A 23,660-nucleotide genomic window follows, 5' to 3' on the forward strand; every position below is an offset into this window, starting at 1 on the left:
GGGGTAGGGGAGGCAGGTCGGTTCGTGGTCGACGCCCGAGGTTCGTCGTTCGTCGTTCGCTGTTCGTCGTCCGACGGTATTCACCCGTGATCGCTCACGTCATGTCCATGGCCCCTGCTGTCACACGATCGCCATTCGGACGTCACGAACCCGGACCAGCCCGCCCGCCGGCGACCGTCCGTACCGTCCGAGCTGCACCGATGCGCGAGTGACGGCAGGGACCAGAGTGGCCGGAACGGCACGGTCGCCGGACGCCGAGGGACGGGGGAGGGGCCGGCGTCCGCCACATACTGAGCAGTCGGTAACCTGCGACGCATGACGCTCCCCCAGCACGCCGCGCGCCGCGTCTGGCACGCCGCCATCAACCCCCTCCACGCCACCAGCTACTTCTCCCCGGACCTGGCCGCCGAGCTCGGCGCCCTCGGCATCACCCACCGGGTCGCCGTCAACCTCGCCAGCCGCTCCGCCGCCATGGGCGCCGTCGGCCCCGGCGTGGTCACCGCCGCCTTCTACAACTACCGGCACGACCTCGTCGCCGCCCACCTCCCCGCCGTCTGGGACACCGCCACGCCCGAACAGGTCCTCGCCGCCCGGCTGCGCGCCGCCGACAGCACCCTGCGCCGCCTCCTCGGGGACGAGGCCATCGCCTCACCCGAACTCGCCGAGGCCGCCGGTCTCGCCCTGCGCGCCACCGAGGCCTGCACCCGCCACGGCCGGGCCCTGTACGCCGCCCACGCCGACCTGCCCGTCCCCGAGGAACCGCACCTGCGGCTGTGGCACGCCACCACCCTGCTGCGCGAGCACCGCGGCGACGGGCACCTCGCCGCGCTGCTGCTGACCGGACTGGACCCGCTGGAGGCCCTGGTCAGCCACACCGCCACCGGCCGCGGCATGACCCCGAAGTGGATCAAGAGCATCCGCGGCTGGGACCAGGCCGACCTCGATGCCGCCGCGGAACGGCTCCGCGACCGGGGCGTCCTCGACGCCGACGGCGAACTCACGCAGGAGGGCCGCGCGCTGCGCGAGCGCCTGGAGACGGAGACCGACCGCCTCGACGCCGCCCCGTACGAACACCTCGGCGCGGCCGGCCTCGCCCGGCTCGGCGAGCTCGGCGGCGCGTTCGTCGCGCGGGCCATCGGTGCCGGCGCCTTCCCCCGCGACCTCTTCGGAAAGGGCTGAGGGGCTCCCCGGGTCCGCCCGCGGCACCTGCCACAATTGACAGCCTTCCACGCACACGCACGAAGGCAGGCGGGACCGCACTGTGACCATGTCCATCGAAGGCAGGATCGCCGAGGAGCTCGGCGTACGGGAGCGGCAGGTCAGGGCCGCCGTCGAGCTGCTCGACGGCGGCTCCACCGTGCCGTTCATCGCGCGCTACCGCAAGGAAGCGACCGAGATGCTCGACGACGCCCAGCTCCGCACCCTCGAGGAGCGGCTGCGGTACCTGCGCGAGCTGGAGGACCGCCGCGCCGCGATCCTCGACTCCGTACGCGAGCAGGGCAAGCTCGACGCCGCGCTGGAGGCCCGGATCCACCAGGCCGACACCAAGGCAAGGCTGGAGGACATCTACCTCCCCTTCAAGCCCAAGCGCCGCACCAAGGCGCAGATCGCCCGCGAGGCCGGCCTGGAACCCCTCGCCGAAGGGCTGCTGGCCGACCCGTCGGTGGAACCGGCCGCCGCCGCGGCCGCGTTCGTGGACGCGGACAAGGGCGTCGCCGACGCGGCCGCCGCCCTGGAGGGCGCCCGCGCCATCCTCACCGAGAAGTTCGCCGAGGACGCCGACCTGATCGGCGACCTCCGCGAGCGCATGTGGAGCCGCGGCCGGCTCGCCTCGAAGGTCCGCGAGGGCAAGGAGGAGGCGGGCGCGAAGTTCTCCGACTACTTCGACTTCGCCGAGCCGTTCACCGCCCTCCCCTCCCACCGGGTCCTCGCCATGCTGCGCGGCGAGAAGGAGGACGTCCTCTCCCTCGACCTGGAGCCCGAGGAGCCCTCCGACACGCCCGGCCCCTCCACGTACGAGGGGCTCATCGCCCGCCGCTTCGGCATCGCCGACCGCGACCGCCCCGGCGACAAGTGGCTCGCCGACACCGTCCGCTGGGCCTGGCGCACGAAGATCCAGGTGCACCTCGGCATCGACCTGCGGACGCGGCTGCGCGCCGCCGCCGAGGACGAGGCCGTACGGGTCTTCGCCGCCAACCTGCGCGACCTGCTGCTCGCCGCCCCCGCCGGCACCCGCGCCACGCTCGGCCTGGACCCCGGCTTCCGCACCGGCGTCAAGGTGGCCGTCGTCGACGCGACCGGCAAGGTCGTGGCCACCGACGTGATCCACCCGCACGTCCCCGCCAACAGGTGGGACGAGTCCCTCGCCAAGCTCGCCCGCCTCGCGAAGGAGCACGCGGTCGAGCTGGTCGCCATCGGCAACGGCACGGCCTCCCGCGAGACCGACAAGCTCGCCGGGGACCTCATCGGCCGCCACCCCGAGCTGGGACTCACCAAGGTGATGGTCTCGGAGGCCGGCGCCTCCGTGTACTCCGCCTCGGCCTTCGCCTCGCAGGAACTCCCGGACATGGACGTGTCGCTGCGCGGCGCGGTCTCCATCGCCCGCCGCCTCCAGGACCCCCTGGCCGAGCTGGTCAAGATCGACCCGAAGTCCATCGGCGTCGGCCAGTACCAGCACGACCTGTCCGAGGTGAAGCTGTCCCGCTCGCTCGACGCGGTCGTCGAGGACTGCGTGAACGGCGTCGGCGTGGACGTCAACACCGCCTCCGCCCCGCTGCTCTCCCGGGTGTCCGGCATCAGCGGCACCCTCGCCGAGAACATCGTCGCCCACCGCGACGCCCACGGCCCCTTCCGCAGCCGCAAGGGCCTCAAGGACGTGGCCCGCCTGGGCCCGAAGGCGTACGAGCAGTGCGCGGGCTTCCTGCGCATCCGCGGCGGGGACGACCCGCTGGACTTCTCCAGCGTGCACCCCGAGGCCTACCCCGTGGTCCGGGCCATGGGCAAGGCGGCGGGTACCGAGGTGGCGGCGCTCATCGGCAACACCTCCGTCCTGACCTCCCTGCGGCCCGAGCAGTTCGTCACCGAGGCCTTCGGCCTGCCGACCGTCACCGACATCCTGCGCGAGCTGGAGAAGCCGGGCCGCGACCCGCGCCCCGCCTTCAAGACGGCCACCTTCAAGGAGGGCGTCGAGAAGATCGGCGACCTGGCGCCCGGCATGATCCTGGAAGGGGTGGTCACCAACGTGGCCGCCTTCGGCGCCTTCATCGACATCGGCGTCCACCAGGACGGGCTGGCGCACGTGTCCGCCCTGTCGAAGACCTTCGTCAAGGACCCCCGCGACGTGGTCAAGCCGGGTGACATCGTCCGCGTCAAGGTCATGGACGTGGACATCCCGCGCAAGCGGATCTCGCTGACCCTGCGGCTGGAGGACGAGGCGGGCGCCGAGCGCGGCGCCGGGGCCCCCGGGCAGCGGGACGAGCGCCAGGGCGACCGCCGCGGCGGCGGCCGCCCCCCGCGGCAGCGCGGCGGCGGCCAGGGGCAGGGGCAGGGGCAAGGCCAGACCCAGCGCGGCGGCGACGGCAGGCGGCAGGGCGGTCAAGGCGGTCAGGGCGGCGGAGGACAGCGGCAGGGCGGCGGAGGACAGCGCTCCGGCGCCCCGGCCCCCGCCAACAGCGCCATGGCGGACGCCCTCCGCCGGGCCGGCCTGACCGGACCCGGCGAAGGCCGGGGGCGCCGCTAGCGGTACACCGGGCCACGGCCCGGCCGGCGGCGGGCACCGGCAGGGGTGGCCGAATAGCCACCCCTGCCGGGGGGCCCGCTTGCCAACTCCCCCGGATGATCGGTAGGCATGGTGGAACGTCCGTTCGCCCGTTCGCCCGCGCGGACGGGCGTTCCCGCTCCTCCCTCCGGGACCGCCCCCCCGAGGCCCCCTCCAGGCACAGGACCCCATGCCGATGCCCACCCCCCACGCCTACCGACGCTGCCCGAGAAAAGGTCCGAAGAGGGAACGCATGCCCTACCGCGACCTCGGCCTGCGCAAACGCTGCGCGACGATTCTCGGTCATCTGGACCTGACGCCCCCGTTCTCCCTGGAAGGCCTGTGCGCGCACATGGCCGACCGGCGCGGCCGGCCCATCCGGCTGCACCCCCTGCCCAGCGAGGCCGCCGGATCAGGCGTCTGCGGGCTGTGGGTCGGCACCGACACCGTCGACTACGTCTTCTACGAGGCCCACACCACCCCCCTGCACCGCGAGCACATCGTGCTCCACGAGCTCGGGCACATCCTCTTCGGCCACCACTCCACGGCAGGGGAGGAGACCGACGGCCGGGCCCCCGTCGTCCGCGGCCGCACCGACTACACCACCCGCCAGGAGCAGGAGGCGGAGATGCTCGCGAGCATGATTCGCGTCCACGCCTCCGCCGCGGGCCGCCCCTGCCGCGCCACCGCCCCCCGGGGCGCCCTCGACCGGCTGGAATCCGCCATGGGTTACGCACGGGGTCACCGCGATGGCAGCTGAACTCGCCGCCCTCGGCGACTGGCTCGCCGTGCCCGGCGTCGTCATCCTGTGGATCGCCGTCCTGCTCCGGGCCCCCGGCGCCCTGCGCTCCCCGGAACAGCGCGGACTGTGGCTCGCGGTCGCGACCGCGGCCGCCGCGATGACCCTGAACCTGCCCGCCGTCGTCCGGTACGCCATGACCGCCGGGCCCTCGTACGCGCACACGGTCGCCCTCGCCCGCAACCTGATCGGCGTCCTGTCGGCGGGTGCCGTGCTCTACTTCGTCGCCGCCGCCACCCGCGGCCGCAGGCTGCCCCTCGCCTCCTGGGCGGGCACCGTGCTCTGGATCGCCGTCCTCCTCACCCTGGACGCCGCCGCGCCCGGGCACGGCACGCACACCATCCCGCCCTCCGGGAGCCCGCTGCCCTCCCTCGCGTACTGGCTCGTGCTGATCTCCGCCCACCTGATCGCCAACACCGTCTGCGTCCGCGTCTGCTGGCGCTACGGCCGCCGCTCCGAGAGCCGCGCACTCGCCCTCGGACTGCGCCTGTTCGGCCTCGGCACCGCGCTGGCCTGGGTGTTCTGGTTCGTGTACCTGCTCAAGGCCCTCTTCGGCAGCACCTGGGCGCTGCCCGCGCTGCCGCTGCTGATGAGCCTGCACGGCCTGCTGCGCGCCGCCGCCATCCTCGTGCCGACCCTGTTCACGCTGCGCCGCGCCCTCGCCGACACCACCACCGCCTGGCTGCTGTGGCCGCTGTGGCGGGACCTGGTCCAGGCCGTCCCGTACGTGGCGCTCACCGAGCCCCGGACCGGACGGCTGCTGGAACTGCTCTGGCCGCCCGTGCCGCGGGACCTGCTCGTCTACCGCAAGGTCATCGAGACGCGCGACGCGATCCTGATCCTGGGGGAGTACGTCCCGCCGGGCCTGCCCGAGCTCGCGCGCGGCCACGTCGCGGGTGCGGACGTCCCCGAGCGGCAGCGCGCGGCAGCCGCGCTGGCCTGCGTACTGAAGGAGGCCCGGCGGACGAAGCTCGCCGGACCGCCCGGGCAGCCGTCCGGGGCCACCGCGCTGGAACTGCCGGCCGCGATGCGGACCTCCATGGAGGGCGGCGGCCCGGACCTGGAGGACGAGGCCAGGTTCCTCGTGGACGTCGCCCGGGCCTACCGCTCGCCCGTGGCCGCCGCCTTCGCCCCCGCCACCCGGACCGCCTGAACCGCCTGACCGCAGGAAGCGAACGCCACGTGCCCACCACCGTACTGATCACCGGGGCCAGCGCCGGCCTCGGCGCCGCCTTCGCGCGGGCCTTCGCCGCCAAGGGCTGCGACCTGGTCCTCGTCGCCCGGGACGAGGACCGCCTGCGGGCCCTGGCCGCCGGACTCACCCGCCGCACCGGCAGCGCCTGCGAGGTACTGCCCGCCGACCTGCTCGACCCCGCCGCCCTCGCCACCGTCGCCGACCGGCTCGCCGACACCGCGCGGCCCGTGGACGTCCTGGTCAACAACGCCGGATTCGGCCTGCCCGCGCCCTACCCGTACAACCCCGTCGAGGACGAGGAGCGGATGCTGGACCTCCTGGTGAAGGTCCCGCTCCGGCTCACCCACGCGCTCCTCCCGGGCCTGCGGGAGCGCCGCCGGGGCGCCGTGCTCAACGTCTCCTCGGTCGCCGGCCTGCTCCCGACCGGGACGTACGGGGCGGCGAAGGCGTGGATCACCGCCTTCAGCGAGTCCCTCCGGATCGACATGGAGCCCTACGGGGTCCGGGTGCTCGCGGTGGTCCCCGGCTTCACCCGCACCGAGTTCCAGGAACGCGCCGGCATGGACGTCAGCGCCCTGCGCGACGCGGTGTGGCTGGAGCCGGACGCGGTGGTCGCCAAGGCCCTGCGCGACCTCGCCCGGCGCCGCCCCGTCAGCGTCACGGGCCGCCACTACCAGGCGTACGCCTTCGCGGCCCGCCACCTCCCGCGCACCTTCGTGGCCCGCAGGATGGCCCGCGAGCGGCGCCCCCCGGCCGCACCGCCGGCCTGAGCGTGCGGGCGTGCAGCGTGCCGGTTTGCGGGGCCGCCGTCCGGGCAGCCGCCGGGGGAGGGGGACAGCGGCCCTCGGCAGAGGAGGACGTGCCATGGACGAGCAAGGCGGCGCCGGAGGCGTCCCGCTCCACGGCGAGGACGAAGGACAGCAGCAGCGCAAACCGCACCCCGGGCGGCAGCACACCTCCCGGGGATCCGGGCCGAAGCCGGGGCCCGGCCCCGTCCGGGCCGAGGACACGGACGAGGCGAGCCGCCTCGACCACCCCGGCAGCCAGGACCCGGACGAGCCGCGCAAGCACCGCAGCCACGGCAAGGGCCCCAAGGAGTTCTAGGGCGCCCGCCCCGGAGTTCCGGGCTCAGAGTTCGGTGACCTTGCCGTCCGCCACTTCCAGCCTGCGGGTCACGCGGACCGCCTCCAGCATCCGGCGGTCGTGCGTGACCAGCAGCAGCGTGCCCTCGTAGGCCTCCAGGGCCGACTCCAGCTGCTCGATCGCCGGCAGGTCGAGGTGGTTCGTCGGCTCGTCCAGCACCAGCAGGTTCACCCCGCGCCCCTGGAGCAGGGCGAGGGCCGCGCGGGTGCGTTCGCCGGGCGACAGGGTCGCCGCCGGGCGCAGCACGTGCGCCGCCTTCAGGCCGAACTTGGCCAGCAGCGTGCGCACCTCCGCCGGCTCGGTGTCCGGGACGGCCGCGCAGAAGGCCTCCAGCAGGGGCTCACCGCCGAGGAACAGGCCGCGCGCCTGGTCCACCTCGCCGACCAGCACGCCCGAGCCGAGGGTGGCGGAACCCGAATCCGGGGCCAGCCGGCCCAGCAGCACCGCGAGCAGGGTGGACTTGCCCGCGCCGTTGGCCCCGGTGATCGCCACCCGGTCCGCCCAGTCGATCTGGAGGCTCGCCGGGCCGAAGGAGAAGTCGCCGCGCTCGACGGCCGCCTCGCGCAGGGTCGCCACCACCGACCCGGAACGCGGGGCCGCCGCGATCTCCATGCGCAGCTCCCACTCCTTGCGGGGCTCCTCGACGACCTCCAGGCGCTCGATCGCCCGCTGCGTCTGGCGGGCCTTGGCGGCCTGCTTCTCGCTGGACTCGCCGCGCAGGTTCTTGCCGATCTTGTCGTTGTCGCTCGCCTTGCGGCGGGCGTTGCGGACGCCCTTGTCCATCCAGTTGCGCTGCATCTGGGCCCGGCCCTCGAGCGCGGACCGCTTGCCCGCGTACTCCTCGAACTCCTCGCGGGCGTGGTCGCGGGCGCGTTCGCGTTCCTCCAGGTACGAGGCGTAGCCGCCGCCGTAGAGGTTGATCTGCTGCTGCGCCAGGTCCAGTTCGAGGACCTTCGTGACGGTGCGGGTCAGGAACTCGCGGTCGTGGCTGATGACCACCGTGCCCGCGCGCAGCCCCGTCACGAACCGCTCGAGCCGCTCCAGCCCCGCCAGGTCGAGGTCGTTGGTGGGCTCGTCCAGGAGGAACACGTCGTAGCGGGACAGGAGCAGCGAGGCGAGGCCCGCCCGGGCGGCCTGGCCGCCGGACAGCGCCGACATCGGCAGGTCCAGGCTCACCGCCAGGCCCAGCTCGTCCGCCACCTCCTGGGCGCGCTCGTCGAGATCGGCACCGCCGAGGTCCAGCCAGCGGTCGAGGGTCTCCGCGTACGCGTCGTCGGCGCCGGGGGTGCCGTCCACGAGGCCCTGCGTGGCCTCGTCCAGCGCCGCCTGGGCGGCGGCCACTCCGGTCCGGCGGGCGAGGAACTCCCGCACCGACTCGCCGTCGCGCCGCTCCGGCTCCTGCGGGAGGTGGCCGACGGCCGCGCCCGGCGGGGAGAGCCGCAGCTCACCGGTCTCGGGGGTGTCCAGCCCGGCGAGCAGGCGCAGCAGGGTCGACTTCCCGGCGCCGTTGACGCCGACGAGTCCGATGACGTCGCCGGGCGCGACGACGAGGTCGAGACCGGCGAAGAGCGTGCGCTCACCGTGCGCGGCGGTGAGGTTCTTGGCGACGAGGGTTGCAGTCATGATGCCCCGATCCTATCGGCGCGCCGCCGCCCTACCGGCCGATCAGCCGCAGCCCCGCCCACAGGGCCGTCACCGCCGCCGCGAGGGACAGGAGCGTGGTGAGCAGCCCGAGCCGGGTGAACGCGCCCAGCCGGACGTCCTCGCCGTGCGCGTGCAGGAGCCGCCGCCACAGCAGCGTGGCCAGGGAGCCGACGTACGTGAGGTTCGGACCGATGTTCACGCCGATCAGCACGGCCAGCACCACCCCCGCCCCGCCGGGCGCGGCCAGCGGCAGCAGCGCGAGCACCGCGGGCAGGTTGTTGATCAGGTTGGCCAGTAGGGCGGCCACCCCGGCCACGGCCAGCAGCGCCGGCAGCGAGTCCCCGTCGGGCAGCAGCCACTGGAGCCCGTCACCCAGCCCGTGGTCCACCACGGCCCGTACGACCACTCCCAGCGCCAGCACGAACAGGCAGAACGCCGGCGCGGTGGAGGCCACCAGCCGCCGCGGGGTGGTCTCGCGGCGGCGCAGGGCCCGCACCCCCAGCGCCACGGCCCCGGCCAGCGCGGCCCAGGCGGGGCTGGCCCCCAGGAGGGAGGCCAGCGCGAAGCCCGCCAGCGTCAGCAGCAGCACGGCCAGGGCGAAACGCGGCACCGGAGCCGGTTCCGCCGCCTCGGGCCGGTGCTCGGGCGGGGCCGCCAGGTCCGCCCGGAAGAAGCGGCGGAAGACCGCGTACTCCACCACGATCGCGACGGCCCACGGCAGCGCCATCAGCGCCGCGAACCGGGTGAAGGTCAGCCCGCTCGCGGTGAAGGCCAGCAGGTTCGTCAGGTTGGACACGGGCAGCAGCAGCGACGCCGAGTTCGCCAGGTGCGCGGTGGCGAACACGTGCGGGCGGGGCCGGGCGCCCAGCCGGGCGGACGTCGCCAGGACCACCGGCGTCAGCAGCACCACCGTGGCGTCCAGGCTCAGCGCGGCGGTGACCGCCGAGGCGACCAGGAACACCCCGCCCAGCAGCCCGGCCGCCCCGCGCCCGGCGGCCCGGCGGGCCACGGCCGCCCCGGCCGCCCGGAACAGCCCCTCGTCCGCGCACAGCTGGGCGAGGGCCAGGATCACGGCCAGGAACCCGACCACGGGCAGCAGCTCCCGCGTCTGCTCCCAGGCATCGGCCGGGGACACCACCCCCAGGGCGACGAGCAGCCCGGCGGCCGGCACGGCGGCCGCCGCCTCGGGCAGCCCCCGTGGCCGCAGCACGGCGAAGGCCAGCACGGCGAGCAGCAGGACGACGGACAGGGACTCGGCGAGGACGGTGTTCAGGGCGGCGCTCCGGACGGCGGGACGGGGAACGCCCAAGGATCGCACCCCGCCGCCGCCCGTCCGGATAGGTGGGACACCCGTCATTGCGGCCACGACCAGCGTGGTCACAGGATGGAGGCATGTCACCGCGAAACGTGCTCGTCGTCCTCTACGACGGGGTGCAGAGCCTGGACGTGACCGGCCCGGTCGAGGTCTTCGACGGAGCCGGCCGCCTTCCGGGGCGGAAGGGGTACGCCATCCGCACCGTCTCCCCGGGAGGCGCGCCGGTACGGACCAGCAGCGGACTGACCCTGCTGTCCGACGGGGACCTGGAGAGCGCCCGCCCCGGCCCCGGGACCACGCTGCTGGTACCCGGCGGCCGCCGCACGGCGGACTTCGAGCCGAGGCTCACCGACTGGCTGCGCGCGCACGGGCGCCGTGCGGGCAGGCTGGTGTCGGTCTGCACCGGGGGACTGCTGCTGGCGGAGGCGGGGCTGCTGGACGGACGCCGGGCCACCTCGCACTGGTCGGTCTGCGCGCGGATGGCACGGGACTACCCCAGGGTGTCGGTGGAACCGGACCCCATCTACGTCCGGGACGGCCCCGTCTCCACCTCGGCCGGGGTCACCGCCGGGATCGACCTGGCCCTGGCGCTGGTGGAGGAGGACCTGGGACGGGACGCGGCCCTGCTGATCGCCCGGCACCTGGTGGTGTTCCTGCGCAGACCCGGCAACCAGGCGCAGTTCAGCGCGCAGCTGGCGGCGCAGACGGCGCGGCGGGCGCCGCTGCGGGACGTCCAGCAGTGGATCAACGAGCACCCGGGCGGGGACCTGAGCGTGGAGGCCCTGGCGGCACGGGCGGCGCTCTCGCCGAGGCACTTCGCGCGGGCCTTCCAGGCGGAGACCGGGGTGACTCCGGGCCGGTACGTGGAGCGGGTACGGGTGGAACACGCGCGCCGGCTGCTGGAGGACAGCTGCGAGGGCGTCGCGCAGATCGCCCAGTCCTGCGGCTACGGGACGCCGGAGGCACTGCGCCGCGCCTTCGTCAAAACCCTGGGCCAGCCCCCGGCCGAGTACCGCCGCCGCTTCGGCCGCGGCCGCCCCTCCTGACGCGGCGCCCCGCGGTTCCGCCCGGCGCGGCGGCCCCGGCCGCTGCCCCTCCTGGCGCCGCCCCCTGCCGGTGCGCGTCCTCGCACCGCTCAGCCGCCGCCGCGCGCTCCGGCTCCGCGCGGCGGCGCGGCAGGACGCGCGGCGCGTCGGAAGGCGTGCCGCCCGGCCCCGCACGGGCGTTGTCACAGCGCCCCGCAACCTCGACCCCCCGCCCCACGACCGGGGGCGGCCCACCGCTCCGGAGGAGCCATGCAGATCGCCGTACTGCTCTACGACCGCTTCACCGCGCTCGACGCCGTCGGGCCCTACGAGACCCTCAGCAGGGTGCCCGACGCCGAGACCGTGTTCGTCGCGGAGCGCCCGGGCCCGGTGCGCACCGACAACGGGGCGCTCGCCCTCGTCGCCGACAAGGCGCTCGAGGAGGTGACCCGGCCGGACGTCGTCATCGTGCCCGGCGGGCCGAACCCCGAAGCGGAGATGGACAACCCCGCCGTGCTCGAGTGGCTGCGGGCCGTGGACGCGACCACCACCTGGACCACCTCCGTCTGCACCGGCTCGCTGCTCCTCGCCGCGGCCGGCCTGCTCGACGGGCGGCGGGCGACCAGCCACTGGCTCTACCTCGACCGGCTGGTCCCCTTCGGCGCCGAGCCCACCGGTGAGCGGGTCGTCTTCGACGGCAAGTACGTCACCGCCGCCGGGGTGTCCTCCGGCATCGACATGGGGCTCGGGCTGCTCGGCCGGATCGCCGGGGACCCGTACGCCGAGGCGGTGCAGCTGCTGTGCGAGTACGACCCCCAGCCGCCCTACGACGCCGGTTCGCCGGAGAAGGCCCCGGCCGAGCTCGTCGCCCGGCTGCGCGCCGCTAATCCCCTGACGGACGCCAGCTGAATTCCGGAGCACGCCGCTCCAGGAACGCGGCGACACCCTCGGCGGTGTCGCCGCTCGCCGCGGCCTGACCCGCCCAGTACGCCTCCCGGCCGGTGCGGCCGTCCGCGTACTCCTTGGCGGCGGCCTGCGTCAGCAGCGAGCGGGAGGCCAGGATCCCCGCGAACTCGGCCACCCGCTCGTCCAGCCGGCCCGCCGGCAGCAGCTCGTTCAGGAACCCGGCCCGCAGGGCCGTCCCGGCATCGATCAACTCGGCCGAGAACAGCAGGTACTTGGCCCACGCCGGGCCGACCACCGAGGCCAGCCGCCGGGTGGAGGAGGCCGGGTAGACGACGCCCAGCTTCGCCGGGGTCACCCCGAACGCCGCGCCCTCCTCCGCGAACCGCAGGTCGCAGGCCGCCGCCAGCTGGCTGCCGCCCCCCACGCAGAAGCCCCGGATCGCGGCCACCGTCGGCCTCGGGAAGGCGGCCAGGGCCTCCTCCGCGGCCACCGCCAGGGCCTGGGGGTCCTCCTTGCCGGTGAGCGAGGAGATGTCGGCCCCCGCGCAGAAGGTCGGGCCGGCCCCGGTGAGCACCAGCACCCGTACGGCCTCGTCGGCGGCGAGCGGTTCCAGCAGCTCCGGCAGGGCCCGCCACATCGCGGCGGTCATGGCGTTCCGCTTGGCGGGGTGCGAGATGACGACGGTGGCGACCCCGTCGGCGACGGTGTGGTGGAGGGCTGCGTCCATGCGCCGGATGCTATCCCGGGCAGCCGATCCTATGATCGGGGGGAATACGACCCCGGGGGGTGCCGAGGAGGTGGCACGTCCATGGGCGCCGACCGCAGCGACCCGTTCGCACAGCAGCAGCGGCAGAAGCAGAAGAAGCAGCTGAACCGCGGCTTCGGGCTGCTCGCCCTGCTCGGGACGATCCTCGTGCTGGCCGGCCTGGTGGGCCTGGTCTACACGGGTGTGGCCACCCTGACCTCGATGTTCCTCTTCGGCTGGCTGCTGCTCCTCGGCGGTGTCGTCGGCCTCGCGCAGGCCGTGCAGTCGCGCGGGACGAGCTACTTCTGGCTGGCCGTCATCGTCGCCGCGATCAACCTGGCCGCGGGCTTCGTGATCCTGCGCCGTCCGGAGGCGAGCGCCGAGGCGCTGACCATGTTCGCGGCCCTGCTCTTCCTCACCGGCGGCGTCTTCCGCCTCGTGGGGGCGCTGGTGGTGCGCGGCGCCAACTTCGGGATCTCCCTGGTCCAGGGCGCCTTCGGTCTCCTGCTGGGCGTCCTGATCCTCTCGGGCTGGCCGGGCAACAGCCTGTACGTGATCGGGACCTTCTTCTCGCTCGCCCTGCTGTTCGACGGACTCAGCCTGATGGGACTGGGTCTGGGAGCCCGCCGGATCCTCGGACTGGTCGGGGAAGAGGAGGCAGGCGCTGCCAACCGGAGCCTGCCGGATCAGGAACAGACCAACAACTGACTCCGTCATAAGCCAGTGGTCAGAAAGCGTCCGATTGACGCTGACTTCTGGTCAGCAGCGCGGTCGGCACCGGCGTCTTCTCCACTCTGGACGCGTGGAGACGATCGAGCGTGAAGACGGGGGCCGGAATATGAACGACAGCGGGAGCATCCCGCCGGCCGGGGGAGGTGAGGTGTCGGCTCCGGCCGACCCTCCCGCTTATGAGGGAGTGTGGCGCTTCACCGCGCCAGCGGTTGAAGAATCCGTTCCGCAGGCCCGCCGCGCGGTCCGCGAGCTGCTCGGCCGCCAGGGGGTGCCGGCCCAGCAGGACCTGGTGTACTCCCTGCTGCTGATCGTCTCCGAACTGGTGACGAACTCGGTCCGGCACGCGGCCCTGCTCTCCCCGGAGGTCGCCGTCGAGGTGGCGCTGGGCCGGGAGTGGGTGCGGGTGGCCGTCGAGGACGACCACCCGTACCGGCCCAAGGCACTGGAGGCCGACTTCGGCCAGACCGGCGGCCGGGGCCTGCTGCTGGTCCGGGAGATCACCCGCGAGGCCGGCGGGGTGTGCGACGTCGAACACACCGCGACGGGCGGCAAGGTGATCTGGGCGGCACTGCCGCTCCGGACGCCCGGGGCCTGAACCCCGGGGACCGGCCCCGGACGGCCCGCACCCGGGCGTCCGCACCTGAACGGCGCAGCGGCTACCAGCCGGCCGCGTCGCCGGTCAGCTCGCGGATCGCGGGGCGCGCCGCGTCCAGCACCGTCATGAACCAGGCGGAGAACGGCTGCTCCGCGTGCTGCTTCGCCAGCTCCTCGGCCGTGACGAAGGCGGTGTCGCCGACCTCCTCCGGATCCGGTTCCAGCGCGGCCTGGGCCAGTCCCACGAACAGGTGGTTGTACTCCTGCTCCACCAGTCCGGACGCCGGGTCAGGATGGTTGTAGCGGACCGTCCCCGCCTCGGCGAGCAGCGAGGGCGAGACCCCGAGCTCCTCATGGGTGCGCCGGGCCGCCGCCGCGAACGGCGACTCCCCGGGATAGGGGTGACCGCAACAGGTGTTCGACCAGACGCCGGGGGAGTGGTACTTCCCGAGGGCGCGCCGCTGGATCAGCAGCCGCCCCTGCTCGTCGAAGAGGAACACGGAGAACGCACGGTGCAACAGGCCGGGCGCCTGATGTGCGGAGAGCTTCTCCGCCGTGCCGATGGTGTTGCCGGACTCGTCGACCAGTTCGAGCATGATCGATTCTCGAGCTCCGGTGCCGGCGGACGCGCTGCTGGTGGCGTCGGTGGCTGGTGTGGTCGGCATACCCATCCTTCGCTTCGGACTTCGGCCTTCAGTCTGCCGTACAAAAGCGGCTTGTCCCCACTTCGGCGATCCACGCATGTCCGCCCCCGCCGCGTGGTAGGCGGCGGGGGCGGACGTCCACCGGTGGATCAGATCCCGAAGGGGGCCGGATAGGAGATCGTGCCCGCCGGCACCGGAACCGAATCGTCCAGCACCAGGGCCATCATCGCCTCGTCGGGCACCTCGAAGGGCGCCCCGATCCCGAACCGCGAAGCGGGCACGAAACCGAACCGCGGGTAGTACGACGGATGCCCCAGCACCAGGACCAGCGACTCCCCGCGCGCCCGCGCCGCCGCGAGCAGCGCCCGTACGACGGCACCGCCGGCGCCCGAGCGCTGGACGGCGGGATCGGCGGCCACGGGCGCGAGGGCCAGCGCGGGCACCCCGTCCACCGCGCAGCGGGTCAGCAGGGCGTGCGCCGCCACCGACCCGTCCGGGCCCTCGGCCACGTACGAGAGCCCCGGCAGCCAGGCGTCCGGGTCCGCGCGCAGCGCGTCCACGAGATCAGCCTCCAGCGGGGTCCCGAACGCCGCCAGGTTGACGGCCCGTACGGCCGCCACGTCGGCCGCGGTCTCCGGGCGGGCCCGCCAGCGGCCCCCGTCCCCGGCGGTCACCGGGGCCAGCACGTAGCCGGTGTACCCGTACGCGTGCCCGTACCGCTCCCGCACGGCGGGTTCCCCGCGTTCGGGGCCCGGCGCGGGCTCCTCGGCCGGGGAGGCGCCGGGCTGCGCGAGAGTACCCAGGATCCGGTACCCGGCGGCCTGGGCGGCAGCGGTGTCGCGGGCGGCGGAGCGCGGCGAGTGCCGCGGGTCACAGAGGGCCCGGGCCTCCGCCGGGGGCTCCTCGGCGGTCCACTCGTACGCGCCCAGCACGAGGCGGCCCCCGGGGGCGAGGAGGCGCTCGCACGCGGCGAGCGCCCGGTCGAAGCCCGCGACCGCCTCCCCGCGGGAGCCGGGCGGGAAGGCGGGACCCTCCGCCCACACGAGGTCGAAGGAGCCGTCCTGGAAGTCCGCGCGGGGGAGTGCGCCGAGGTCCGCCGGTACGGCGCGGACCCGCCCGGCGAGCCCGCGCGCCGCGGCGGCCGCGCGCAGCTCGTCGAGGAAGGGCCCGTCGGGGCCGGCGGCGGTCACCTCGGCGAGGCCCGCCCCGCCCGCCTCGGCGGCGAGCAGCAGGGCGTCGCGGCCCGGGGCGCGCCCCAGGACGAGGACGGTGGGCCGCTCGGGCAGCGGTCCGCACAGGGAGAGGAGGCGCCGGGTGGAGGCGTCGGAGCCCGGGGACCGCCGGGGCAGGTCGCGGCGCGGCTCCGTGGAGGAGGCGAGGGAAGGAGGAGCGTCGTGGTCGGTCAACGTGAACCCTTGGAGACGGGGGTTCCGGCCGACGGGGCTCACCGGTGAGGGGTCAGACCCGGCCGGACACCCGGAAGGAAACGGGGGCGTACCGGAGTTCGCCGCGCACGGCGGCGACCACTGCGACGGTCATCGACCCACCTCCCGCGGACCCGGCCCTCGTGCCGCTCTTCTGACGTTCTTCCGATGCTGCTTCCGGTGTTCTTCCGACGCGCGCCCGGTTGATCACGCGCGCGGCGCCGTCCAGCCTAACACCCGCCTCCGAAGGGGTCCGATCGCTCGGGAAGAGCTGGTGAATGCGCCCTTCCATTCATCCGATAGCCTCTGCCGACAGCCCTGCCGACGTGCTGCCGCCGCCCCCACCCGGGGCGCCCGCCCGTCGGGAATGTCCGTCGCAAGGAGTGAGTTCGTCTGCCGACCGTCATCCTCACCGGCCCGCCGGTACCCGGATCACCGCTCGAGGACGATCTCCGGTCGCTCGGGTTCGACGTCCGCCCGGCCACCGGTCCCGAAGACACCGCCGCCGCCCTCGCCGCAGTCCCGGCGCGGGAGCGGGTGGCGGTCGTCGACAGCGCCTTCGTCGGGCATCCGCACGCCCTGCGCCTCGCGCTGACCGACCCGCGCTTCGACGCCTGCGCGGTGACCGGCGCCTTCGCCGTCCAGGCGGGGGCCCGCGCGGCCCTCGACGAGGCCGCAGGCCTCGCCCCCGCGGGCCCCGGCCCGTACGCGGACCGCCTCGCCGCGACCGTGGAGGCCGCCGGGACCGCCGTCCAGCGGCCCGAGCTCGGCAGCCTGGTCGCGGCCGTGCCCGACGGGGAGGCGGAACGCGCGCAGGCCCTCGCGGCCGTCGCCGCCGTGGACGACGAGGCGGTGCGCCTGCGCACGGCCGTGAAGTCCCGCGACGGCTTCTTCACCACCTTCTTCATCAGCCCGTACTCGCGCTACATCGCCCGCTGGTGCGCCCGCCGGGGGCTGACCCCGAACCAGGTGACCACCGCCTCCCTGATCACCGCGCTGATCGCGGCCGGCTGCGCCGCCACGGGAGAGCGCTGGGGCTACGTCGCCGCCGGCGTGCTGCTGCTCGTCTCCTTCGTCCTGGACTGCACCGACGGGCAGCTGGCCCGGTACTCGCTCCAGTACTCGACGATGGGCGCCTGGCTGGACGCGACCTTCGACCGGGCGAAGGAGTACTCCTTCTACGCCGGCCTCGCGCTCGGCGCGGCCAGGAACGGCGACGACGTCTGGGCCCTCGCGCTCGGCGCGATGATCCTCATGACCTGCCGGCACGTGGTGGACTTCTCGTTCAACGAGGCCAACCACGACGCCACCGCCGCCGGGAAGTCCGTCACGGGCAGTCCGACGGCCGCCCTCTCGGACCGGCTCGACAGCGTCGGCTGGACCGTCTGGGCCCGCAGGATGATCATCCTGCCGATCGGCGAGCGCTGGGCCATGATCGCGGTGCTGACCGCCGTGACCACCCCGCGGACCGTCTTCCACGCCCTGCTGATCGGCTGCGCCTTCGGCGCCCTCTACACCACCGCCGGCCGGGTGCTGCGCTCGGTGACCCGCAAGGCCACCCGTACCGACCGGGCCGCGCGGGCCCTCGCGGACCTGGCCGACTCGGGCGTGCTCGCGTGGACCTCCCCGCGCCCCGGGAAGCGGCCGGGCCGCGCCGCGCTGTGGTGGGCACTGGCCGGCTCGGTGCTGATGGCCGGCGGTGCCGTGACCCGCGGCTTCGGGGACCCCTGGCTGATCGCGGCCGCCGTCGCGTACGCGGTCCTCGCCGGCGCGGCGGTGTCCCGCCCGCTCAAGGGCCCCCTCGACTGGCTGGTCCCGCCGCTCTTCCGGTTCGCCGAGTACGTGACGGTCCTGGCGCTGGCCGCCCGGGCGGACGTCCCCGGGGCCCTCCCGGCCGCATTCGGACTGGTCGCGGCGGTCGCCTACCATCACTACGACACGGTCTACCGGATCCGTGGCGGCTCGGGCGCCCCGCCGCACTGGCTGGTGCGGACGACCGGCGGCCACGAGGGCCGGGTCCTGCTGACCGTGGTCCTCGCCGCCGTCCTCGCCCGTGACGCGTTCCCCGTCGCGCTCACGGCCATGGCCGTGTTCGTGGCACTCGTGGTGCTCGTCGAGAGCATCCGCTTCTGGGTCTCCTCCGGGGCACCCGCCGTACATGACGAAGGAGAACCAGCATGATCGGCCTCGTCCTCGCTGCCGGTGCCGGACGCCGCCTGCGTCCCTACACCGACACCCTGCCCAAGGCCCTCGTGCCGGTCGGCCCGGAGGGCCGGGAGGACAGCCTCACCGTCCTCGACCTCACCCTGGGCAACTTCGCCGAGGTGGGCCTCACCGAGGTCGCCATCGTCGTCGGCTACCGCAAGGAAGCCGTCTACGAGCGCCGGGAGGCCCTGGAGGCCAAGTACGGCGTCAGGATCACGCTGATCGACAACGACAAGGCCGAGGAGTGGAACAACGCCTACTCCCTGTGGTGCGCGCGTGACGTCCTCAAGCAGGGCGTGATCCTCGCCAACGGCGACACCGTCCACCCCGTCTCGGTCGAGAAGACCCTGCTCGCCGCCCGCGGCAACGGCCAGAAGATCATCCTCGCCCTCGACACGGTCAAGAGCCTGGCCGAGGAGGAGATGAAGGTCGTCACCGCCGACGGACAGGGCGTGCGGAAGATCACCAAGCTGATGGACCCGGCCGACGCGACCGGCGAGTACATCGGCGTCACCCTCATCGAGCCCGAGGCCGCCGAGCAGCTCGCCGAGGCGCTGAAGACCACCTTCGAGCGCGACCCCGACCTCTACTACGAGGACGGGTACCAGCAGCTCGTCAACGACGGCTTCACCATCGACGTCGCCCCCATCGGGGACGTCAAGTGGGTGGAGATCGACAACCACGACGACCTCGCCAAGGGCCGGACGATCGCATGCCAGTACTGACGCGGCTGATCCCCTCGCCGGTCGTCGTCGACATCAGCCGCGGGGCGATGGACAAGCTGGACGGCATCCTCGCCGACCAGCGGATCTCCGCGTCCGGCCGGCTCGCGATCGCGATCAGCGGGGGCTCCGGACAGGCGCTGCGCGCCCGCCTGGAGCCGGCCCTGCCGCACGCCGACTGGTACCCGGTCGTCGACGGCACCATCGACTCGGCGGTCAAACTGGCCGACGACATAAAGGGCCGCCGCTACGACGCCGTCGTGGGGCTGGGCGGCGGGAAGATCATCGACGTGGCGAAGTACGCCGCGGCGCGGGTCGGCCTGCCCATGGTGGCCGTCGCCACCAACCTCTCCCACGACGGCATCTGCTCCCCCGTGTCCATCCTGGACAACGACAACGGCCGGGGCTCCTACGGCGTGCCCACGCCGATCGCCATGGTGATCGACCTCGACGTGATCCGCGAGGCCCCCACCCGCTTCATCCGTGCCGGCGTCGGCGACGCGATCTCCAACATCTCCGCCATCGCCGACTGGGAGCTCTCGCACCGCGTCACCGGCGAGTCCGTGGACGGCCTGGCCGCCGCCATGGCCCGTACCGCCGGCGAGTCGGTGCTGCGGCATCCCGGCGGATGCGGCGACGACGAGTTCCTCACCGTGCTCTCCGAGGCCCTCGTGCTCTCCGGCATCGCCATGTCGATCAGCGGGGACAGCCGCCCCTCCTCCGGGGCCTGCCACGAGATCAGCCACGCCTTCGACCTGCTCCACCCCGGGCGCTCCGCGCTCCACGGAGAGCAGGTCGGCATCGGCGCCGCCTTCGCCATGCACCTGCGCGGGGCCGCCGAGCAGTCCGGCCTGTTCACGGAGGTCCTGCGCCGCCACGGCCTGCCCGTGCTGCCCGAGGAGATCGGGTTCAGCGTGGACGAGTTCGTCGCCGCCGTCGAGTACGCCCCCCAGACCCGCCCGGGACGCTTCACCATCCTGGAGCACCTCAACCTGTCCGCAGCCGAGATCAGGGACGCTTACGCCGACTATGCCCAGACCATCCGTAGCTGAACTCCGGCCCGTCGTTCACCCGCCGGGCGTCAAGGACCGGCGCAGTGGCGAGCACTGGGGCGGTCGCCTGTACATGCGCGAGGTCTCCCTGCGCATCACCCGCCTGCTGGTCACCACCAAGGTCACGCCCAACCAGCTGACCTACGTGATGACCCTCGCCGGTGTCCTCGCCGCCCCGGCCCTGCTGGTGCCGGGCGTGCTCGGCGCCGCCCTCGGCGTGGTCGCGGTCCAGCTGTACCTGCTGCTCGACTGCGTCGACGGCGAGGTCGCCCGCTGGAAGAAGCAGTACTCGCTCTCCGGCGTCTACCTGGACCGGGTCGGCGCCTACCTGTGCGACGCGGCCGTCCTCGTCGGTTTCGGCCTGCGCGCCGCCGACCTGTGGGGCGGCGGGCGGACCGACTGGCTCTGGGCCTTCCTCGGCACCCTCGCCGCGCTCGGCGCGATCCTGATCAAGGCCGAGACCGACCTGGTCGGCGTCGCCCGGCACCAGGCCGGGAAGCCCGTGGTCCAGGAGTCCGCCGCCGAGCCGCGCTCGTCCGGCATGGCGCTCGCCCGCCGGGCCGCCGCCGCGCTCAAGTTCCACCGGCTGATCCTCGGCATCGAGGCCTCGCTGCTGATCCTGGTCCTGGCCGTCGCCGACCAGGTCCGGGGCGACCTGTTCTTCTCCCGGCTCGGTGTCGCCGTACTCGCCGGCATCGCCCTGCTCCAGACCCTGCTGCACCTGGTGTCGGTCCTGGCCTCCAGCAGGCTCAAGTGACGGCCCCGATGCGGCTGGGCGCCGTGATCATCACCATGGGCAACCGTCCCGACGAGCTGAAGGCGCTCCTCGACTCGGTCGCCCGGCAGGAGGGCGACCCCGTCGAGGTGGTCGTCGTCGGCCAGGGCGTCGAGGTCACCGGGCTCCCGGAGGGCGTGCGCACCGTCTCCCTCCCGGAGAACCTGGGGATCCCCGGCGGCCGCAACGTCGGCATCGAGGCCTTCGGCCCCGGCGGCGCCGAGGTCGACGCCCTGCTCTTCCTCGACGACGACGGGCTGCTGGAGCGCACCGACACCGCCGAGCTGTGCCGGCAGGCCTTCGCCGAGGACCCGCGGCTGGGCATCGTCAGCTTCCGCATCGCCGACCCTGAGACCGGCACCACCCAGCGGCGCCACGTGCCCCGGCTGCGTGCCTCGGACCCGATGCGCTCCTCCCGGGTGACCACGTTCCTGGGCGGCGCCAACGCCGTCCGCACGAAGGTGTTCCAGCAGGTCGGCACGCTGCCCGGGGAGTTCTTCTACGCCCACGAGGAGACCGACCTCGCCTGGCGGGCGCTCGACGCCGGGTGGCTGATCGACTACCGGGCGGACATGGTGCTGCTGCACCCGGCGACCGCTCCCTCCCGGCACGCGGTCTACCACCGTATGGTGGCCCGTAACCGGGTGTGGCTCGCCCGCCGGAACCTGCCCGCCCCGCTGGTCCCGGTCTACCTGGGCGTCTGGCTCGCGCTGACGCTCGTGCGCCGGCCCTCCGGGCCCGCGCTCAAGGCCTGGTTCGGCGGGTTCAAGGAGGGCTGGACCACACCCTGCGGTCCCCGGCGTCCGATGAGGTGGCGCACGGTCTGGCGGCTGACGCGGCTGGGCCGGCCGCCCGTGATCTGACAAGCTCGGGTCTGGGACCATGGGCCCCACCACGGGTCCGGCGTTCCAGCCCCCGATGCCCCTCCTGCCGCATCTTGAAGACGGAAAGTTTCAACTTGTGAGTGACACAACCCACGACGGCGCCCTCGCCACGAGCAAGCCGCCGTCCGACGACGCGGGGCTCAGTCCCGAGGAGCTCGCCAGGAAGTACGGCCTGTCGGTCAGCGGCGCGCGGCCCAGCCTGGGCGGATACGTGCGGCAGCTCTGGGGGCGGCGCCACTTCATCATGGCCTTCTCCCGGGCCAAGCTGGTGGCGCAGTACAGCCAGGCCAAGCTCGGCCAGCTCTGGCAGGTGGCGACCCCGCTGCTCAACGCGCTGGTCTACTACCTGATCTTCGGCCTCATCCTGAACGCGGGCCGCGGCATGGAGAAGGGGGTCTACATCCCCTTCCTGGTGGTGGGCATCTTCGTCTTCACCTTCACCCAGAACTCGCTGATGGCGGGCGTCCGGGCGATCCCCTCCAACCTCGGCCTGGTCCGGGCGCTGCACTTCCCGCGCGCCTCCCTGCCGATCTCCTTCTCGATGCAGCAGCTCCAGCAGCTCATGTACTCGATGATCGTGGTGCTCGTCGTCGCCGTCGCCTTCGGGAACTACCCGCGTCTGTCGTGGCTGCTGGTGATCCCGGCGCTGGCCCTGCAGTTCGTCTTCAACACCGGGCTCGCGCTGGTCTTCGCGCGGATGGGGTCCAAGACCCCCGACCTCGCGCAGCTGATGCCCTTCCTCACCCGTACGTGGATGTACGCCTCCGGCGTGATGTTCTCGATCAACGAGATGCTGAAGGACAGGCCGGCCTGGATCGCGGACGTGCTCCAGTGGAACCCCGCCGCGATCTACATGGACCTGATCCGCTTCGCGCTGATCGACGGATACGGCCCGGAGAACCTCCCGCCGCACGTCTGGGCCTTCGCGGCCGGCTGGGCCGTGCTGATCGGCCTCGGCGGCTTCGTGTACTTCTGGAAGGCTGAGGAGCGTTACGGCCGTGGCTGACAACACCCAGGGGCGCGTCCCCACCGTCATCGCGGACGAGGTGCACATCGTGTACCGCGTCAACACGGGCAGCTCCGGCAAGGGCAGTGCCACCGCCGCGCTGAGCAAGATCCTGCGCCGGGGCAAGGGCGACGCCCCGGGCGTCCGCCGGGTCCACGCCGTGCGGGGCGTCTCCTTCACGGCGTACCGGGGCGAGGCCATCGGCCTCATCGGCTCCAACGGCTCCGGCAAGTCGACCCTGCTGCGCGCCATCGCGGGTCTGCTGCCCTGCGAGTCCGGCAGGGTCTACACCGACGGCCAGCCCTCGTTGCTGGGCGTGAACGCCGCCCTGATGAACGACCTCACCGGTGAGCGCAACGTGGTCCTCGGCGGTCTCGCGATGGGCATGAGCCGCGAGCAGATCAAGGAGCGCTACCAGGACATCGTCGACTTCTCGGGGATCAACGACAAGGGCGACTTCATCTCCCTGCCGATGCGCACCTACTCCTCCGGCATGGCCGCGCGGCTGCGCTTCTCCATCGCGGCGGCCAAGGACCACGACGTCCTGATGATCGACGAGGCGCTGGCCACCGGTGACCGCAGCTTCCAGGTGCGTTCCGAGAACCGGATCCGCGAACTGCGGGAGAAGGCCGGCACGGTCTTCCTGGTGAGCCACAACAACAAGTCCATCCGCGACACCTGCGACCGGGTGCTGTGGCTGGAGAAGGGCGAGCTCCTGATGGACGGCCCCACCGAGGAAGTGGTCTCGGCGTACGAGAAGGCCAGCGGCCACTGACCCGGGGGTCCACCGCCGCTCCGGACCGCAGGCCCCCGCCGCTCACCGCGGCGGGGGCCTCGCCGTGGTCCGGAGCGGGCGGCGGGTGCGGGAGAACGGCCGGCGCGGGGGAACGCCCGGCGGCCGAGAGCGCGGAGCGGGGGATTCCGTGGCCCGGGCCGACATTCCGGGGCGCGGGGAACACCCGATAGGCCCGCGCGGCGTTGTACAGCGTAAGCTGGACCAGTTCTCAATCGCGCCAAGAGGGGACGATTCCCCGCAGCCGGCTCCGTGGGGATACCCCCGGGCAAGGCCCGGCGGCGTGTCCGAAATAGGATG

General features: G+C 73.8%; 22 protein-coding genes. 17 read left to right on the forward strand and 5 right to left on the reverse strand.

What is annotated here, in order from left to right:
• Window positions 1-315: 315 nt before the first annotated feature.
• The 6 genes from ACZ514_RS01200 to ACZ514_RS01225 all read left to right on the forward strand — a co-directional run bounded on the left by ACZ514_RS01200 (window position 316) and on the right by ACZ514_RS01225 (window position 6,855).
• Window positions 316-1,179 carry an SCO6745 family protein gene (locus ACZ514_RS01200; RefSeq protein WP_469123767.1) on the forward strand — a complete coding sequence of 288 codons (864 nt, stop codon included), beginning with the start codon at window positions 316-318 and terminating at the stop codon, window positions 1,177-1,179.
• A gap of 82 nt (window positions 1,180-1,261) precedes the next feature.
• A complete protein-coding gene (locus ACZ514_RS01205) occupies window positions 1,262-3,739 on the forward strand; it encodes a Tex family protein (protein WP_468174531.1) in 2,478 nt (825 codons plus the stop codon).
• A gap of 271 nt (window positions 3,740-4,010) precedes the next feature.
• Entirely contained in the window at window positions 4,011-4,517 is a 507-nt protein-coding gene (locus ACZ514_RS01210; RefSeq protein WP_469123768.1) for a M78 family metallopeptidase domain-containing protein, read from the forward strand.
• The gene (locus ACZ514_RS01215; RefSeq protein WP_469123769.1) at window positions 4,507-5,709 is read left to right on the forward strand and encodes an MAB_1171c family putative transporter; all 1,203 of its coding nucleotides are present in this window, start codon (window positions 4,507-4,509) and stop codon (window positions 5,707-5,709) included. The genes ACZ514_RS01210 and ACZ514_RS01215 overlap by 11 nt, the downstream gene beginning before the upstream one ends.
• Before the next feature lie 29 nt (window positions 5,710-5,738).
• Window positions 5,739-6,521, forward strand: coding sequence for an SDR family NAD(P)-dependent oxidoreductase (locus ACZ514_RS01220; RefSeq protein ID WP_468174522.1), 783 nt, complete (start codon window positions 5,739-5,741; stop codon window positions 6,519-6,521).
• 94 nt (window positions 6,522-6,615) lie between these two features.
• A complete protein-coding gene (locus tag ACZ514_RS01225) occupies window positions 6,616-6,855 on the forward strand; it encodes a hypothetical protein (RefSeq protein WP_468174519.1) in 240 nt (79 codons plus the stop codon).
• A 24-nt stretch (window positions 6,856-6,879) separates the two neighbouring features.
• On the opposite strand, the gene ACZ514_RS01230 is transcribed toward ACZ514_RS01225, so the two are convergent.
• Complete coding sequence (locus tag ACZ514_RS01230; protein ID WP_468174516.1) at window positions 6,880-8,517, reverse strand: ABC-F family ATP-binding cassette domain-containing protein; 1,638 nt, start codon at window positions 8,515-8,517, stop codon at window positions 6,880-6,882.
• Between the two features lie 31 nt (window positions 8,518-8,548).
• Window positions 8,549-9,787, reverse strand: coding sequence for an SLC13 family permease (locus ACZ514_RS01235; RefSeq protein ID WP_469124174.1), 1,239 nt, complete (start codon window positions 9,785-9,787; stop codon window positions 8,549-8,551).
• 143 nt (window positions 9,788-9,930) lie between these two features.
• Here ACZ514_RS01235 and ACZ514_RS01240 point away from each other — a divergent pair, with 143 nt between their 5' ends.
• On the forward strand, window positions 9,931-10,899 hold the full coding sequence (locus ACZ514_RS01240) for a GlxA family transcriptional regulator (RefSeq protein ID WP_468174513.1): 969 nt from the start codon (window positions 9,931-9,933) through the stop codon (window positions 10,897-10,899).
• Window positions 10,900-11,148: 249 nt separating this feature from the next.
• Window positions 11,149-11,787, forward strand: coding sequence for a DJ-1/PfpI family protein (locus ACZ514_RS01245; protein ID WP_468698013.1), 639 nt, complete (start codon window positions 11,149-11,151; stop codon window positions 11,785-11,787).
• Here the strand turns inward: ACZ514_RS01245 and ACZ514_RS01250 are convergent.
• Window positions 11,762-12,511, reverse strand: coding sequence for an enoyl-CoA hydratase/isomerase family protein (locus tag ACZ514_RS01250; RefSeq protein WP_468174508.1), 750 nt, complete (start codon window positions 12,509-12,511; stop codon window positions 11,762-11,764). The genes ACZ514_RS01245 and ACZ514_RS01250 overlap by 26 nt on opposite strands.
• 81 nt (window positions 12,512-12,592) lie before the next feature.
• Between ACZ514_RS01250 and ACZ514_RS01255 the strand changes: the two genes are divergently transcribed.
• Both ACZ514_RS01255 and ACZ514_RS01260 read left to right on the forward strand, forming a co-directional pair.
• Entirely contained in the window at window positions 12,593-13,237 is a 645-nt protein-coding gene (locus ACZ514_RS01255) for an HdeD family acid-resistance protein (protein WP_469123770.1), read from the forward strand.
• 130 nt (window positions 13,238-13,367) lie between these two features.
• On the forward strand, window positions 13,368-13,856 hold the full coding sequence (locus ACZ514_RS01260; RefSeq protein WP_468174504.1) for an ATP-binding protein: 489 nt from the start codon (window positions 13,368-13,370) through the stop codon (window positions 13,854-13,856).
• A gap of 61 nt (window positions 13,857-13,917) precedes the next feature.
• Here ACZ514_RS01260 and idi read toward each other — a convergent pair whose 3' ends face one another.
• Window positions 13,918-14,520, reverse strand: a complete 603-nt coding sequence (gene idi / locus ACZ514_RS01265; protein WP_468174502.1) for an isopentenyl-diphosphate Delta-isomerase — start codon at window positions 14,518-14,520, stop codon at window positions 13,918-13,920.
• A 128-nt stretch (window positions 14,521-14,648) separates the two neighbouring features.
• The gene (locus ACZ514_RS01270; RefSeq protein WP_468174500.1) at window positions 14,649-15,905 is read right to left on the reverse strand and encodes a methyltransferase domain-containing protein; all 1,257 of its coding nucleotides are present in this window, start codon (window positions 15,903-15,905) and stop codon (window positions 14,649-14,651) included.
• 411 nt (window positions 15,906-16,316) lie between these two features.
• On the opposite strand from ACZ514_RS01270, the gene ACZ514_RS01275 reads away from it, so the two are divergent.
• The 7 genes from ACZ514_RS01275 (at window position 16,317) to ACZ514_RS01305 (ending at window position 23,342) form a co-directional block, all read left to right on the forward strand.
• A complete protein-coding gene (locus tag ACZ514_RS01275; protein WP_468174556.1) occupies window positions 16,317-18,104 on the forward strand; it encodes a DUF5941 domain-containing protein in 1,788 nt (595 codons plus the stop codon).
• Window positions 18,101-18,853 (forward strand): phosphocholine cytidylyltransferase family protein, encoded by a 753-nt coding sequence (locus ACZ514_RS01280; RefSeq protein ID WP_468698007.1) that lies wholly within the window; start codon window positions 18,101-18,103, stop codon window positions 18,851-18,853. The genes ACZ514_RS01275 and ACZ514_RS01280 overlap by 4 nt, the downstream gene beginning before the upstream one ends.
• Window positions 18,841-19,902: an iron-containing alcohol dehydrogenase family protein gene (locus tag ACZ514_RS01285; protein ID WP_468174498.1), complete on the forward strand. Its 1,062-nt coding sequence runs from the start codon at window positions 18,841-18,843 to the stop codon at window positions 19,900-19,902. The genes ACZ514_RS01280 and ACZ514_RS01285 overlap by 13 nt, the downstream gene beginning before the upstream one ends.
• Window positions 19,880-20,659, forward strand: a complete 780-nt coding sequence (locus ACZ514_RS01290) for a CDP-alcohol phosphatidyltransferase family protein (protein ID WP_469123771.1) — start codon at window positions 19,880-19,882, stop codon at window positions 20,657-20,659. Before ACZ514_RS01285 ends, ACZ514_RS01290 begins: the two co-directional genes overlap by 23 nt.
• Window positions 20,660-20,667: 8 nt before the next feature.
• Window positions 20,668-21,540, forward strand: a complete 873-nt coding sequence (locus ACZ514_RS01295; protein ID WP_468698374.1) for a glycosyltransferase family 2 protein — start codon at window positions 20,668-20,670, stop codon at window positions 21,538-21,540.
• Window positions 21,541-21,637: 97 nt separating this feature from the next.
• Complete coding sequence (locus ACZ514_RS01300; RefSeq protein ID WP_468174494.1) at window positions 21,638-22,567, forward strand: ABC transporter permease; 930 nt, start codon at window positions 21,638-21,640, stop codon at window positions 22,565-22,567.
• Complete coding sequence (locus ACZ514_RS01305; RefSeq protein ID WP_468174492.1) at window positions 22,560-23,342, forward strand: ABC transporter ATP-binding protein; 783 nt, start codon at window positions 22,560-22,562, stop codon at window positions 23,340-23,342. The genes ACZ514_RS01300 and ACZ514_RS01305 overlap by 8 nt, the downstream gene beginning before the upstream one ends.
• The last annotated feature ends 318 nt before the right edge of the window (window positions 23,343-23,660 follow it).

Source organism: Streptomyces sp. NPDC034086, assembly GCF_055575515.1.